The 14,609-nt window shown below is 40.9% G+C and carries 14 protein-coding genes; 9 read left to right on the forward strand and 5 right to left on the reverse strand.

Annotated elements, in window-relative coordinates; all coding sequences use genetic code 11:
• Positions 1–57: 57 nt before the first annotated feature.
• From IQ264_RS01630 to recG, 4 genes are all read left to right on the forward strand, one after another.
• On the forward strand, positions 58–465 hold the full coding sequence (locus IQ264_RS01630) for a plasmid mobilization protein (RefSeq protein ID WP_193977938.1): 408 nt from the start codon (positions 58–60) through the stop codon (positions 463–465).
• Positions 466–1,770 carry a relaxase/mobilization nuclease domain-containing protein gene (locus tag IQ264_RS01635; protein WP_193977940.1) on the forward strand — a complete coding sequence of 435 codons (1,305 nt, stop codon included), beginning with the start codon at positions 466–468 and terminating at the stop codon, positions 1,768–1,770.
• Positions 1,771–1,904: 134 nt separating this feature from the next.
• Entirely contained in the window at positions 1,905–2,363 is a 459-nt protein-coding gene (locus IQ264_RS01640; RefSeq protein ID WP_193977942.1) for a hypothetical protein, read from the forward strand.
• A gap of 150 nt (positions 2,364–2,513) precedes the next feature.
• Entirely contained in the window at positions 2,514–4,616 is a 2,103-nt protein-coding gene (recG, locus tag IQ264_RS01645) for an ATP-dependent DNA helicase RecG (RefSeq protein WP_193977944.1), read from the forward strand.
• A 171-nt stretch (positions 4,617–4,787) separates the two neighbouring features.
• Here recG and IQ264_RS01650 read toward each other — a convergent pair whose 3' ends face one another.
• The 4 genes from IQ264_RS01650 to IQ264_RS01665 are packed head-to-tail and all read right to left on the reverse strand — an operon-like array spanning position 4,788 to position 6,666.
• Complete coding sequence (locus IQ264_RS01650; RefSeq protein ID WP_193977945.1) at positions 4,788–5,012, reverse strand: hypothetical protein; 225 nt, start codon at positions 5,010–5,012, stop codon at positions 4,788–4,790.
• Positions 5,013–5,060: 48 nt separating this feature from the next.
• Positions 5,061–5,291 carry a hypothetical protein gene (locus IQ264_RS01655; RefSeq protein WP_193977947.1) on the reverse strand — a complete coding sequence of 77 codons (231 nt, stop codon included), beginning with the start codon at positions 5,289–5,291 and terminating at the stop codon, positions 5,061–5,063.
• The gene (locus IQ264_RS01660; RefSeq protein ID WP_193977949.1) at positions 5,288–5,632 is read right to left on the reverse strand and encodes a hypothetical protein; all 345 of its coding nucleotides are present in this window, start codon (positions 5,630–5,632) and stop codon (positions 5,288–5,290) included. The genes IQ264_RS01655 and IQ264_RS01660 overlap by 4 nt, the downstream gene beginning before the upstream one ends.
• A 32-nt stretch (positions 5,633–5,664) precedes the next feature.
• Positions 5,665–6,666, reverse strand: a complete 1,002-nt coding sequence (locus tag IQ264_RS01665) for a hypothetical protein (RefSeq protein WP_193977951.1) — start codon at positions 6,664–6,666, stop codon at positions 5,665–5,667.
• Positions 6,667–6,720: 54 nt separating this feature from the next.
• On the opposite strand from IQ264_RS01665, the gene IQ264_RS01670 reads away from it, so the two are divergent.
• Both IQ264_RS01670 and IQ264_RS01675 read left to right on the forward strand, forming a co-directional pair.
• A complete protein-coding gene (locus IQ264_RS01670) occupies positions 6,721–6,894 on the forward strand; it encodes a hypothetical protein (protein ID WP_193977953.1) in 174 nt (57 codons plus the stop codon).
• Positions 6,894–7,532, forward strand: coding sequence for a siphovirus Gp157 family protein (locus tag IQ264_RS01675; RefSeq protein WP_193977955.1), 639 nt, complete (start codon positions 6,894–6,896; stop codon positions 7,530–7,532). The genes IQ264_RS01670 and IQ264_RS01675 overlap by 1 nt, the downstream gene beginning before the upstream one ends.
• A gap of 73 nt (positions 7,533–7,605) precedes the next feature.
• Here the strand turns inward: IQ264_RS01675 and IQ264_RS01680 are convergent, their stop codons facing one another.
• Complete coding sequence (locus IQ264_RS01680) at positions 7,606–7,806, reverse strand: hypothetical protein (RefSeq protein ID WP_193977957.1); 201 nt, start codon at positions 7,804–7,806, stop codon at positions 7,606–7,608.
• 177 nt (positions 7,807–7,983) lie between these two features.
• Here IQ264_RS01680 and IQ264_RS01685 point away from each other — a divergent pair, with 177 nt between their 5' ends.
• From IQ264_RS01685 to IQ264_RS01695, 3 genes are all read left to right on the forward strand, one after another.
• Positions 7,984–11,472: a hypothetical protein gene (locus IQ264_RS01685; protein ID WP_193977959.1), complete on the forward strand. Its 3,489-nt coding sequence runs from the start codon at positions 7,984–7,986 to the stop codon at positions 11,470–11,472.
• 158 nt (positions 11,473–11,630) lie between these two features.
• On the forward strand, positions 11,631–13,784 hold the full coding sequence (locus IQ264_RS01690; RefSeq protein ID WP_193977961.1) for a hypothetical protein: 2,154 nt from the start codon (positions 11,631–11,633) through the stop codon (positions 13,782–13,784).
• Positions 13,785–13,964: 180 nt separating this feature from the next.
• Complete coding sequence (locus IQ264_RS01695; RefSeq protein WP_193977963.1) at positions 13,965–14,576, forward strand: hypothetical protein; 612 nt, start codon at positions 13,965–13,967, stop codon at positions 14,574–14,576.
• The last annotated feature ends 33 nt before the right edge of the window (positions 14,577–14,609 follow it).

A 14,609-nucleotide genomic window follows, 5' to 3' on the forward strand; every position in this document is an offset into this window, starting at 1 on the left:
CAGAAAATAGGATTTTTCTTTAACATGGGGTAACTTTTAAATAGTAGATAGTACCAGATGAAACTGAAAAACAATCGTCATACTAAATATAAAGAAGTACTGTCAAAAAGATTTGAATTGAGATTAACTGACGCAGAGTACAAACAAATCGAAACTTTAGCCCAAGAAGTTAATCTAACCATGAGCGAATTTGTCCGTCGTACTGTAGCGAGACGAGCAATGCCCCGTCCCCTAGCAGCATTCGACCTCAAAGCGTACCAAGTCTTATGCCAAATTAATACCGAACTACGCCAAGCTGGTAACAACCTCAATCAAATTGCCAAAGCTTGTAACACTTCCGTCATGCTAGGAGAACCAGTAACAGTGAATCGATCGCTATTACAAAACATTCAACAACTACTCAAAGAAAACCAAACTTTAATTCAAAACATTGCAGCCCAAATCGCTCAATCAACACAAAGATAGATGATCGGTAAACAAATTAAAGGTAGAGGATTTAGAGATTGTCTCGATTACGTACTTGGCAAGAAAGGCGCTTACATAATTGGTGGTACTATGTGCGGACAAACTCCTGAAGCACTCAGTACCGAATTTGCCATTACCAGACAACTTAAACCACATCTCAAAATAGCAGTATTCCATGCCACTTTGTCAGTACACGCCAAAGAAAAACTCAATTCAGACACAGAAAACGATCGACGTTGGTGTAGTGTAGCAGACGACTACATGAAAGCAATAGGATTCGATAATAACCAATATGTTGTAGCCAAACACACCGATACCGAACACGACCACATTCATATTGTAGGCAGTCGCATTCGCTTTGATGGAACAGTAGTAAATGATAGCTGGGACTATTACAAAAGCCAAGAAGTAATTCGATCGCTAGAAACTAAGTACAGTTTAGAAACTACCGCACCCAGTTGGGAATCAGAAAAACGAGCGCAGACAACAGCAGAATATCGGAAAAATCGCGACAGCGGACAAAAGAGCGTGCGCGTGCAATTGCAATCGCTAATAGATGAGTGTGTTGCCTCCCGATCGACCATGCCAGAATTGATAAAACGATTGCAGTATGAAGGTGTAGAAGTACAAATTAGAATGACAAGAACTGGTTCCATTAAAGGCATTTCTTACGAACTAAATGACATTGCTTTTAACGGCACTCAATTGGGTAAAGCATATACTTTTCATGGATTGCAGAAATATCGAGGTATTAGCTATGACTCAGAAGATAACGAGCTTCTGAAAATGCTAACGCAACAACAAGAAGTAATAGCTGAATCTAGCGAACTTCTGACGGGCAAATCTTTACCCGAAACAAACAGGCACAGAGATGCTCTTACAGTTGATTTGATTACCTCGGACACATTTGATAGTGATGATAGTAATTTATCAAAAGCTACTCCAGAAGTGCGATCGCTTTCTCTACAGCCTAAGCCGAATCCTTATAAACCTACTGAACAAACTAGCGAAGCCAAAGTTGAACAGAGCAGTCAAATAGATACGATAATTGCGATTGCTTTAGATGCTTTAATTGCTGTCTCTTCAGATCGCCAAACACTCGGTCAATACAACATTCTATGGAATCAACCTCAATTAAATCTCTCAATTAGAGCCATTGATAGGGGTGAAATTCTTAAAGCAGCTTTTACTGTAGATGGAACCTATCAGTTAAACGCTTGCCAACTTACCGAACTAGATATAGAAAACTTCCAAGCTTTTAGCAAGCAACAGCAACAACGACAAATTCAGTTAGAACTAGATTAAATCTTAACCCCTCCAACTAGAGGGGTTAATTTTAATTAAATGTAATTACCTGCTTTGGCGAAGTTTATTAAAAGCATAAATAATACGATGCTTTTAGAAAGATCTAAAAATTTCCAAATTTGAGGTATTGAACAATGGAAATAGCCAAGCATCACATCTTTCAACCGGGAAACGACCCCATCTTTGTCGAATTGATTGAAGTGCCAACAGATAGTAACTCGTTTATCTACTGCACTTCTGCTGAATCAACAGCAACAGTAGTGGGAGCCAAGTTAAACGCTGTTTTCAAATTTGCTACAGCCGAAAAACTTGAATATTTTGCTGAAGAATTAGCAGAAAAATCATTGCCCAATAAGTTGATAGTAGAAGGAAACGTTGCCCCTGTCACGCCAATTGGTTTAAGTTTGGCATTTGCTTTTTGGATGTCTCTGGCACTTAAAGGCGATCTGACAGCACAAAAGTTAGTAGCCTCTGTCTTGAAATTTACTTGGCAAGGAATTATTGACCGAAGTTTGAATAAACGCTCGTCTGAATTATCTCAACCACAAAAAATAACAAACAACCACGCCAAAGAAAAAGCTACTGTACCCTAAAGCTATTTCGATGGAAATGAAGGAGTGAGGAAAATGATTCTTCACTCCTTTATTTTTAATGAAGCTAACGCTTCGCTATTAGAAAAAACAAAGCAGTGCTAAAACTACAGCACTATTCGTTTGATTCGACTCAACCTAACCAATCCCGATATGAACAACCTTTCGGTCAAACCTAACTTACAAAAAATGCTTGGTATAAACAGTGCCGATGCCAAAAAACTAGCACAATTAGGATTGAATACGATTGCCGATTTGCTCCACTATTTTCCTAGAGAGCATTTATCAATATTACGCACTCGCATTAGCGAAGCTCACACAGGAGAATACGTTACTATCGCTGGTAAAATAGTCAACCACGTCATCTTTAACAGCCGTAAAAAACCAGAATTAACCTTGCAAAAATGGATTATTCGAGATAAGACAGGCCGAATTACCTGCACCCAATTCTACAATCATAGCTATTACCGCCCGCAACAATGGCGAACCGAACAATACAACCTCTACAATCCAAGTGCGATCGTATTAGTAACTGGCAAAGTCAAACAAGATAGTTATGGACTAACCATCAATAATCCCAACATTAAAGTAGTGAGCTTGGCAGATGCTAAAGCTAGCGCAAATTCAATTACACCTATCTATCGGTTAACCAAAGGTGTCACAAATGAGTTAATTCGGCATTGTACAGAAGCAGCGATCGCACAAGCTGGGGTATTACTCGATCCGCTTCCAACTAAACTACGTTCTCGTTTTGAACTGATTGATTTAGCAACTGCGATCGCACACATTCATTTTCCCCCAAATAGCGATAGCTTGGAAAAAGCTCGCCGGAGATTGGCATTTGATGAATTCTTTTACCTACAACTAGGACTCTTGCAGCGCCGATACTCCTTGCAACAACAGCCAGGGTATCCGCTCATAGCCACTCGAAAACTGCTCAACCAGTTCTACCAAAGGCTACCGTTTACCCTCACCCAAGCACAGCAGCGGGTAATTGATGAGATTCTATCCGATCGGTCGCAGTCTACCCCCATGAATCGCTTGGTGCAGGGGGATGTGGGTGCGGGTAAAACAGTAGTCGCCGCAGTTGCGATGCTAGCGGCAATTGAGTCTGGCTACCAAGTGGCACTGATGGCACCGACGGAAGTGCTGGCACAGCAACACTTCCGTAAAATATCAGCATGGCTTGAACCGTTGGGAATCCCAGTTGCACTACTAACGGGTTCCACTTCAACTAGAGAACGTCGGTGCATCCTGCAAGAACTAGAATCAGGGAAATTGTCATTGCTAGTTGGTACTCACGCTTTGATCCAAAATCCAGTCAAATTTAAGCACCTGGGGCTAGCGGTGATTGACGAACAACATCGGTTTGGAGTCTCTCAGCGAATTAAATTATCCCAAAAAGGCATCACTCCCCATTTGCTAACGATGACCGCGACTCCCATTCCTCGCACTTTAGCATTAACTTTGCACGGAGATTTAGATATTAGTTTGCTCGACGAACTGCCACCGGGGAGGCAACCAATAGAAACTAAGCTACTGACCGAGCGAACGCGAAATAAAGCTTACCGTTTAATTGATCGAGAAGTAGAACTGGGTCGTCAGGCATACATTATTTTGCCATTGGTAGAAGCATCAGAGAAGCTGGACTTGAAAGCTGCGATTGAGGAACACCGGAATTTGAGTGAAAATATCTTTCCTAATTGCGAGGTAGGATTATTGCACGGTCGTATGAGTTCAGGTGAAAAAGAAAGTGCGATCGCTCGTTTTCGCAATCAGCAAACGAAGATTTTGGTTTCAACTACAGTGATTGAAGTGGGTGTTGATGTTCCGAATGCCACTGTTATGTTAATCGAACACGCCGAACGATTTGGCTTATCGCAATTGCATCAACTGCGGGGTCGAGTTGGCAGAGGTACTCACAAATCTTACTGCCTGTTGGTAAGCGATTCTAAATCTGACGATGCTAAAACTAGGCTGAAGGTAATGGAGACTTCGCAAGACGGTTTTTTTCTTGCAGAGATGGATTTACGTTTGCGAGGCCCAGGTCAAGTATTAGGAACCAAGCAAGCGGGATTACCTGAATTTGCTTTAGCTGATTTGGTGAAAGATCAAGCACTGCTGGAACAAGCGAGAAAAGCTGCAAAGTTGGTAATGAGGAAAGACCCTACCTTAGAGAGGTGGCCTGAACTTTGGCAGGAACTGTCCCGCAGACAGCGGTTTGACAATCTAGATGGTCTTGCGACACTCAACTAAGTCCAGCATCACCAATCGAAAATGTGCGCCATGGCGCACAATTCTACTGAGTTAAAAGTAATACTTTTAAGGTTGTAAGTAGAAAATCCTGGTTGTCAGACACCCACCTGCTGCCTCATCACTTGCTCGCGAATAGCATTTGCGGCCCGCACCAGAAAGCGCAGTTCGGAGTCATCCTTTCTTGTCGTCTCCGCTTCTGTTGTTAGCTCGTAACTCCAACAACCGAGCAAATTCAGCTGGGTTTTGGAGAAATTTTCCTAAATTAGCTCCTAAATCAAAACCTGCTCCAATATCGCATCCAGCTTCTTCCTCAATACGGACAGCTTCTCTGACCCAATCTTCGTCTAACATCAGTTGCATCAAATTAACTGCTGTCTCTTCAGTTGCCTTTTCCATTTCTGTCTTAGTTTAGGCTGCTTATACCTTGACCATCTTTAGTCCGGATCAGCTACAAACTTCTGCACCTTCGGAACTGTCTGGTTTTATGTTGAGCAACTGCTTGGCTCTATTCAATCGGTAGCGATACAGCGGTGAAGAGTGAATTTGTTCTTCAAGTTGGGCAATTAAACTATCTAAGACTAAAATCCCGGCATCGGCTCTATTGCAGATTTCCTTCATCTTGGCTGAAGTCTGCTTAACTGTTTCTAGATCGGGTAGCTTCGGTTCCTGAGTCATGGTATGTTAAAATTCCTTTTCTCTTCTTGAATCGTAGCTTGTGCTGCTTCTACGGTAGCTTGTGCTTGTTCTATAGAGCGATTCAGTAGTTCTAGCATAGCAGTATCAGCAAAGGGTTGAGATTCAGCAATGCGTACTAAAAGCGTATGAAACCTTGAATAATATGTGTTTGCTCTATCTCTAACATTATCCAAGTCTTCTAGTGCAATCATGGTCGTTTCTGTCTCCCCATATTGCTGCAAAATAGCAAATCCAGCGGCGGTTGCTTGATTAATTACTACTAACAGCCGCCGCTGCAATTCCAAAACAGTTGTCGTAATTTCCTCTGGTAACTGGGCCATTTCTGATTAGGTTTGTTTAAATTTGATATAGACTATTTATTATCTCTTAGTTTGGGTAGATAGCTTTGACGATATCTCTCTTTGACCATCTGTTTAGCTTCTTTGGTTATCCAAGGCTTAACGGGAAGTAAATCAGGTTGTGATTCTAGTAGTTCCAAATAAGAGCGATCGCCCGTCACTTGTGCAATCACCATTGCAATAAATTTACAACAACTTAATGGTGCTTGCACTACCTGTCTTTCTGTAAATCGTACCACAATCCAACCCCACTCATTAAACAATTGATTGCGACGGCAATCGCTATCTTCATCCCAGCAGTGTGTTGGTTTCAAAGACAAGCCAGCATAAGGCTCATCCACTTCCACATCAATACCAATGCCTGACATACTATGCACAATAGTAAAGTCTGCCGAATAAGACTTCTTTGACATTGGAATCTTGAACTTAACCCCTTGTACTGTGGTAGGGAAATAGCATTTTAAGTATCGCAAAAATTCTCCTTCGCTCACACCTTGCCGTGCTTGAGAATGACCGATTGGGCTGACTCGATTTGACATTAAATCTGACAATAATTGACAGCGTAGATTAGAATTTGTTAAGAATTTTTGTGTTTTAATTTCAGGTAAATGCTCGGAATTTATCTGCTGTTTTTGATACGTCGCTAACTTCATTTGGTATTCGGATATCTGATGTCGATGCTGCGAAAGCAGCTTAGTACGATAATTTAATACATAGGTGTAAGCAGCTGCTATCAAACAAGAATAAGCACTGACAAGTAACAACAATTCTACCCACGACCAACCCCAAGAGACAGTCAGCAATGGAAGTGCGATCGCACCACCCAGCCACAATAGCCAAATCAAACCAAACCATTGAACAGATGGTACTATCGGTAAGTTCGGTAACTGTGGTTTGGAAACAGATAAAAAATTATTACAACCAACTGTTACCTGATTGTCTCTAGACAAGTTTAAAGGATATTTACGGCAGAAATTTGTTACCGCTTCTGGATAAAACACCATCGGATAATTCATTTTATTTTTTTGGTAGCGCTGTCGCGCTTTATTGTAAAAAACCAGGTGAAAGAAATGCCAAAACTTACTCGAAAAAAGCCTCAGTACCGAAAGAGCGATCGAGCCATCAACGAATCCCCTACGGTCAAACCAATTCCTATTGAACCTGATGAAGAAACTGAAACAATCTTAGCTCGAATAGAAGCCGAACGCGATTATTATCACACTTGTACTAACAGTAAATACTGATGAACTTACTCACTCAATCTTTAGCACATACATCAATTACAGCAGCCCAACTTTGGCATCAATTAGAAATTGCCGAAACAACTGAAGAAGTCGATCGCTTATTACAATCAATTTGGCACAATCAAGAAAAACAAGAAGTTGCTATTGATGCTCATGCCGAACTTGCCAACCAAATTGATGCCGAAATAACAGCAATTAAAGCTAGAATGCAATTTTTAATCGAATTGCATCAAAGTGCGATCGATAAACTGGAAGGTTGGCGAGAACGATTAGACCAAACTGTGATCTATTTTAACCAAGTTGGAGCCATTACAGCCGAAATTGTTGGTAAACAGCATCGAATTACTGTCAAAGAAAACCCACCGACTTGTGAAGTATCTATCGACCCTTCTCAACTACCAGACGAATATCGCCGTATCGAAACTAAAACCGTAATTTCGGCTAACAAAAAGGCAATTACTGATGCTTGGAAACAAGGAATACCCGTAGAAGGTACAAAAGTTTATCGCAGACGCAAGGTAATCTATAGCTTACTACCAAGTAATTTACCTCAATACCAAGCTAGCACAACAGCCAATGTTGAACCACTAGAAAGTCAGCTACAACCTACCAAAAAGCGACGTAAAAAAGCTGATTGATCCAGATTGGGAGAGCAGAGGAGCAGGGGAGCAGGGGAGAAATAAATTGGTGGGTTATTTCTGCTCCCCTGCACTAAAGATTAATCCAATAGTCAGGGTTATCCACTTGTTCTGGGGTAACATCAAATAGTTTTGACAATTGATTTTTCCTTTGTTTAAGGATGGTAATTTCCTCATTTTCTGTCAACTCAACAATTAAATTAACCTCCACATCCAAATCAAACAGAAATTTTACCTCTGTTTCAATCTCATTGACACTCTGAACTATTTCCACTAGATTTCCTCCTCCATTTATGCTCTGAGTCGCTAACTTGGCTTTATGTTAGCACATTACTGCTTTGCTTTTTTTACCCCTCCAATTGGAGGGGATAAAAATCATTCAAGAGCAGGTTTTATTTGCTTAAGCTTAATTGTCACGCTCAGAAAAGTTGTAGTCCACTCATTTTTGATTATGAAAAAAACAGCGTTTTCTACTCCAACTCATCACTCTACTGAATTAGCTAAGGGAGAAGGTTTGAAAATCCCTGTATTTGATATGTCACTGACCGATGGTAAAACGAAAGGTCGCTATCAAGCTGAACCAGAAGTGTTGAGAAACTCAATGCTTGAACTGCTATTTGAACCATCCGAGTTGAAATCGCTTGTGATTGTTAAACCCGACCCCGATGATAACAGTCACGACCCTCTCAAAAATATTGACTTCGGCGATGATATTCCCAGAAGAAGCTCTTTCAGTTCTGGTAAAAATGTGTACTTTGCTGACAAAGAACTTTCAGCTAAACTATTAAGTATCTTTGCCACTCAACCCGACCACGCTTGTCGTTACGGTTCACTTTTAGTCAGCAGTTGTACTCAAGGAGCACAATTTTTAGATAGTTCAGAAGATAATCAAACCTTGAAAGTAAAAATTGTTGACTCCCAAAGCGGTAACCCGAAGGAAAAAGCGTTAGCTAAAAAGTGGCAGACTGGCGATTGTCATGGCAAAATTTCACCTGCTTTAGCTCAACAACTGGGAGCAATTCACAACCGACCTTTCCAATTTCGCATGGCATGGTTAAAAGAGTGGTCACGGGAAGATTGCCAAACTCCAGAAATTAGCTTTTTAGCGAAAGGAACTTTGCTACCTAATGCCCAATTAACCGATAATGCTGGCTACGATATCATTCTAGACCGTTCTTCCATCAAAGGAGTTGATAAAAAACAACTGGCTGACTTAATTCCTTGTGGTGATTACGAATTTCCTCAAGCTGTATTGGGAAATCGCGGGAATGCCAAAACAACTGAGTATGAAAATTCTTGGCAGTTTTCGATTTGGTACTCGGAAGATGCAATTCAAGCTGACATCGTTCCCGCTACCAAAGCTGAAGCTCAAAAACTCGCATCTTTGCAGAATAACCGCATACAACTTGCCAAATACCTAGTCGAACAGCATGACAAGAAAGCAGCTTTCAAACAAACAGCAGATGATACGGAAACTCAATTGAGTAATTTAGGTGATGAGCAAACTAAACGTCACGAATCTCGCCTCATCTCTATTCTTAGAAACGATAAATTGGGACAGCTACTTGACTTTCCCAAAGTTGTTGACTTTATGCAGGAACAACTTGCCAGAAAATGGAAAGATTTAGCTATCAAGGGAGCAATTCATCACGGTTCGGCAATGGCTCAACCTTGTGAAGATTTGTTACCTGGAACGATTATTGCACCTCATCTACGACATGGAACGGAAGTTATCGTTACTCGCTACCCAATTGTTAGTAAAGACAACATTCGTCGCTACACGGTTAACAACAAACAAAAACCAGAACTCATGCAGTACAAAGGCTGCGTTTTCATTCGTCCCGACCAAGCTATGCAGCATCACCAATGCGATTTTGATGGCGACCAATTAGTAATTACACCCGCTTCCAAACTACCTCACATTGCCAAGGAAACCCTACACGCCAATGATGAAAATGAATACGAAGCTATCGAAAAACGCTTGAAAATTGACTACACTCAAGCTACTGACGAAGATGGCAATCGTAAGTATACCAAACTCAGACAGATTGCTGTAGCGATCGCTAAAAACAAAATCGGCTGGGTAGCCACTTTGATTGGACGAGTACAATCTTCTGTACCGGAAGCAGGACAACCAGAAGGTTTATTCAATCAACGAAAAGAGAAATTGCTGGGTAAACTGTTCGACGCACTTCAAATTGAAGTCGATAGCCCCAAAAGTGCTACTAGGTTAGAAGACCACCACCCTACTCTACTAGAAACAGCTTCCAAGTGGTCTCAACAACATCCTTGCCACCTGTTCGATTTCAAAGACGACCTCAGACTTTACAAAAGCGTACCGCTACCTACAGAAGATAGTACTGCAATTAGCGCGATCGCAAAAGTTGCTGTCAATCCAGCTTGGGAACCGACTCGTCTCAAAAGTCGCCACCGCGATGAATTTCGTTACCTTTTCAGCCCACCATCAGATTTAGACGAACGAGAAACTTGGGAGAAACATTACATCAGTTGGGCGCAAGAAGTGAAGGAACGCTATCGAGAAAGTATGGGCGAAATCTATGAATTGCACGCCGATAATCCTACTAACTTGAAAGAAGCGGTTGGCAAATTGTACGAAAGTTTGAGAAGCGATGTGGCAGAGGCTTTCCCCAATCCTCAAGAACGGAGTTTAGCTGCTAGTGCAATGTGGTACTTAGAAACTACTAATCCTAATTTAGACGTACCGCGTAAAGCTTGTAAGGAATTATCCCGTCAACTTGAGATTGAATTTCATTTGGAATCCGATTACCAACAATTGCATTCAGCACTACCCAAAGATACCTATATTCTCAGCGTTCCTTTTGAGGAATTTGTCAAAGATGACAGCGGTAAAATTATGAGGGATAAGCAACGAAAACCAATAGGTCGAGATTTAGCCGGACAGTGGAAGGAAAAACTAGACAGCAAAAACATTCAATACGAAGCAACATTGCATCCCAGCTTACCAATGGTCAACTTTGCTTTACTTGACCCCAGCAATAAGCTAATCGACATTTTGGAAAAACGGTACGGTAACAATACCAATGACATCGACAAGTTAGATTTAACCTATCGCGATGGCTTGGGTCGCAGTCAAGATATTAGTTCGCGCATTGTAGCCCCTACCGAATATACCTGGCTGGAATCTCAGCATCAAACACCCAAAGCTGCGTTAGTGCTTAACTTGTTTACTGATGAAATCTGTCAGCAATTGCAGAACTTTCAATTTGACCAAGCCGAATTAATCGGACAGAAACATAACGATTTCAAAGATGTGGATTTTAGTAGTCGAGAATGGAAAGGTCAAAATTTAACTTTTGAAGTTGGTTCGTTTAACAGTTCTGATTTGAGGTACAACGGTAGCCCGATTGTCCTTCTTGATGGGAAACAGTTAGCCATGTTTTCTGCTAATTCGCCTAAACTGCCCATTGGTGCTACCTTTGAAGCAACTATCGAACCTTCATCAAAAGGTAGTAGCCTACTTCTGAATATTGACCCCAAATCTGTGCGGTTAATCCAGACATTTGAACCAGAGGTTGAAGATGAACTAATTGGTAGTAAAGAGCGAAGCCATCAACAAAAGCAACATAATCACGGGGTTCAAAATGAAACTGGCAAACCAGACTCAGTTGAATTTTCGCAATTACTTAAGGATGCAATCTATCGACTTTACAAACAAACCGGAGAAACTGAGTTTGCAATGGGGGATTGGAACGTTAAAATTAAGCAAGTTCGTAACAATCTTAGATGTTGGGTTAAGGATGAAGACGATACTCCAGTCTTTGCTGCTGATTTGAAAAATGGCACAATTATCAAGGAGCTTTCTTCAACGAACTGTGATAAATTGCTCGCACAAGTTTTTGACATTTCTCCCGAAACTCCCGAACAGGGAAAAAAGGAAATGGCAGAGGTACAAGTTTAATTGTAGAAACCTGAACTTTATTTTCTTTGAAAGTTCAAAACTAAGCTCCCTCCAATTGGAGGGGGTTATTTTTATGGGTAAAAACTAACTGGTTTGGTGAAGTCACTAAGCGAACTCTCAAATTTCATAGAAAATATCCACTTCAATTTTATTGAGTTATGCCTACAAAGACAGCATCAAATCGGAACAGAGGCCAAGGTAATTATATTACTCCCCACACACCCGAAGGTAAAAAGATTTTAAGCTACCTCAGAAATCGTTGTGAAAAGGCTTTGGATTACTGCTTGGAAAACGGACTAAAAAGCGTAGAAGATTTTGCCGATGCAGTTGAGGAACTGACTGAAGCTGACGGCAAACCGAGCATTAATGTAGAAATCAAGCACAACGGAATTATTCTTAGCTTAGCTGACCGACCTGAGTATGGGTCTACCACAGGCAAATACATGATGGAACATTTAGGTGAATCAGATGATAACCGATTCAGTAAAACAGGGGTTGAAGCGATTCTTAATCCTCAGAAAAGCTATCGTAAATCACAGCAAGATAATTTGTTGAATGATTTAGATGACGATGAACCTCAAGTATTATCTAAATCAAAGCTCAATAGTAAGACTCACACTCGTGACATCCCAGGATTAGACAAAAATGAGCCGTTGACTAAAACTCAAAGCAAGCGGAAAGCTAAGAGTAATGATTCAAATGAATTAGCTTTAGAAGAACATCAACCAAAGTCTAAAAATAAGAGCCAAGCTAGAACAGATGAGTTAGATGACTTATTAGACGAGTTAGATGAAAACGAACCTCAACCAAAACCTAATTCTAAAGCTAGAAATCAACCTCAAAAAGACGTTGCAGATTCAGATGAAATATCTGATAGTTCTAAGAATAACAGAAAATCAGTTCGGAACGTGCTACTTGATGAAAGCCAACCTCCAACCAACAATCGCCGCCAATCATCAAATAATTTAGATATCGATAATATACTTGATGCTACCTCCCAGGTTAGTAGCAGAGCAGCAATTTCTGGAAGTGAAGTAGATGGTACTACTGTGGGAGGACTCAGCACTCAAATTGCAGTTCTAACTACTTTGATTGGGAAAAAGGCAGCTTCACAAGTTTTTGAAGCAGCTAAAGCGGAGGGAAAAGAACGCCAGGTTAGCAATATTATCAAAAGACTCAAAGCTCAAAGTCAACGCGCTGATTCCCTCACTGCTAGAGTCAAAAGCTTGACCCACGAAGAATCAGATGAATCAGAAACCCCAACAGATGAACCCATGATAATGGGGGAATCGAAGTCTGAAAACAAGGCAGAATCTATACCAGAGGCGGGGTTTATCTTGGCTGAAACTGTAAATAAAATCAGTGACAAAATTGATAAAGCTTCCATCTCCTTGGAATCAAATACTTCAGAAAAATCTGAATCCATTGAAATTGACACCAAGGCTAGCTTTGATAAACAGCTTGCACAAATTAATCAAGCTCTCGACCGAATTGAAAAGCGTCTCGATACTCTAGAAGTACGAATTGAAGCTTTAGAGAAAAAACTTTCTGTTGCTGAAGCTGACAGTGAAATAGATGAGCAAACCGTTCATTTAAAAGCTGAGTCAATCAATATTGAGAGCAATTTAGCTTCAAACGGCGCTAAACCATCTTCACCAAAGCTGGAAAATATGAACAATACGAATGGGAAAAAAGTGGCTAATTCACCTTCTATTGAAACTCAATCATCACAAACTGCTCCCTTACTAGCACAACTTTATAACCTAGTTGAAGAGGAAACAGTTGCAGCAGGTGGAACTCTAGAAGATGGAGTTGAATTAGGAGCTACGAAACTTTATCAGACTCGCGAACGCAATTCAACCTCTGTGAGATTAGAAAATCAACAGGGTGAAGAGTTGTTCTCGGCTACTTGCTCGCAGGGTCAGTGGAAAGTAATCAATGATTTTCTGAGTAAAGAAGACAAACAAGAAATCGCTAACTTAGACGTTTTGCAACGAACGATTCATCAAGAAACTTTAGCAGAAGCGTTGGGGAAAAGCGGTCTTACACAAATGAACTTAACCGATTCCCAAGGTCGCCGTCTCGACTTTGAAGTTGAGTTTAGTGACAAGTCCAAGTCTTCGGCTTCTATCCAAGGTTTTAATCAATACGATGAGGTAGTTTTTGACGCAACTATCGCTAGAGGTAAAGTCGAAATAATTCAATGCGATATTCCTATTGAAGATGTAAAATATCTCCTCTCTCAAAAGCAACAAATTATGACTCCTCACCAACATAAAGAGCAAAAAACCGAACTAGAGATGGAAGCATAAAACATTTCTTATCTCAGTCTCACCTCAAATTCTACGAGATAGGGATACAACCAAATAGGATATCACCCCTCCAAATAGAGGGGGTCATGCTAGCTATCTCAATTTACCGCATCTGGTGAAGTCACGAATACCAATCACCTTTTAAATTGGCATCAAAGCTATATAAATGGAGAAACTTCCATGACGGTTTACCAAACTCCCAAAAGCCACCGTAAGAAACTGTTGTTCAATCGTTGGTTAATTCAACACAAAATCATTCCTAGCGATTTTGTATTTATTGCTATTTGCATAGCAGCACTAATTTACTTTACCATCCGTCAACCTCTTTTTATTACAACGCTAGGCTGCTCTAGTATTTTATTTCTGAGCTTATGGCATATCGTCAGAGCTATTCCAATTGTAGAAAGATACATCGGTGGTAAAATCCGATTCTGGCACGTCACTACCGCTATCATTACCTCCACTGCACTGTGTTCTGTACTCGATTCTCCTGCTAATGCAATCTTTCTATCAGGTTTAGAAGCATTTATGCAACAACTAGCACAAGGCGCAGCTTCTGCTGGGGGTCAAGCAATTTCTGCTGAAGTGATTACCTTGATTTTCAACTTAATTCGAGGCGCTTTTCTTTTGCTAGTAGCTGCTGCTTCATTATTTGCTTATAACCAAGCACAGCAAGGCAATGATTGGAGACCAATTGTAACCCAAGTAGCACTAGCTTTTGCAATTGTGATTGCCATTGATGTGATCACGTTCTTGTTCGTTGGCGATGGTAGCGGTGTTGCTGGAGGCTAGGAAGGAGAGGGGGAGAGGGGGAGAGTGGGGGAG

Source organism: [Phormidium] sp. LEGE 05292, from assembly GCF_015207735.1.
GTDB lineage: Bacteria > Cyanobacteriota > Cyanobacteriia > Cyanobacteriales > Aerosakkonemataceae > Floridanema.

Coding starts and splice junctions, on each gene's coding strand:
- IQ264_RS01630 (WP_193977938.1), top strand. CDS start 58: ATGAAACTGAAAAACAATCGTCATACTAAATATAAAGAAGTACTGTCA.
- IQ264_RS01635 (WP_193977940.1), top strand. CDS start 466: ATGATCGGTAAACAAATTAAAGGTAGAGGATTTAGAGATTGTCTCGAT.
- IQ264_RS01640 (WP_193977942.1), top strand. CDS start 1,905: ATGGAAATAGCCAAGCATCACATCTTTCAACCGGGAAACGACCCCATC.
- recG (WP_193977944.1), top strand. CDS start 2,514: ATGAACAACCTTTCGGTCAAACCTAACTTACAAAAAATGCTTGGTATA.
- IQ264_RS01650 (WP_193977945.1), bottom strand. CDS start 5,012: ATGGAAAAGGCAACTGAAGAGACAGCAGTTAATTTGATGCAACTGATG.
- IQ264_RS01655 (WP_193977947.1), bottom strand. CDS start 5,291: ATGACTCAGGAACCGAAGCTACCCGATCTAGAAACAGTTAAGCAGACT.
- IQ264_RS01660 (WP_193977949.1), bottom strand. CDS start 5,632: ATGGCCCAGTTACCAGAGGAAATTACGACAACTGTTTTGGAATTGCAG.
- IQ264_RS01665 (WP_193977951.1), bottom strand. CDS start 6,666: ATGAATTATCCGATGGTGTTTTATCCAGAAGCGGTAACAAATTTCTGC.
- IQ264_RS01670 (WP_193977953.1), top strand. CDS start 6,721: ATGCCAAAACTTACTCGAAAAAAGCCTCAGTACCGAAAGAGCGATCGA.
- IQ264_RS01675 (WP_193977955.1), top strand. CDS start 6,894: ATGAACTTACTCACTCAATCTTTAGCACATACATCAATTACAGCAGCC.
- IQ264_RS01685 (WP_193977959.1), top strand. CDS start 7,984: ATGAAAAAAACAGCGTTTTCTACTCCAACTCATCACTCTACTGAATTA.
- IQ264_RS01690 (WP_193977961.1), top strand. CDS start 11,631: ATGCCTACAAAGACAGCATCAAATCGGAACAGAGGCCAAGGTAATTAT.
- IQ264_RS01695 (WP_193977963.1), top strand. CDS start 13,965: ATGACGGTTTACCAAACTCCCAAAAGCCACCGTAAGAAACTGTTGTTC.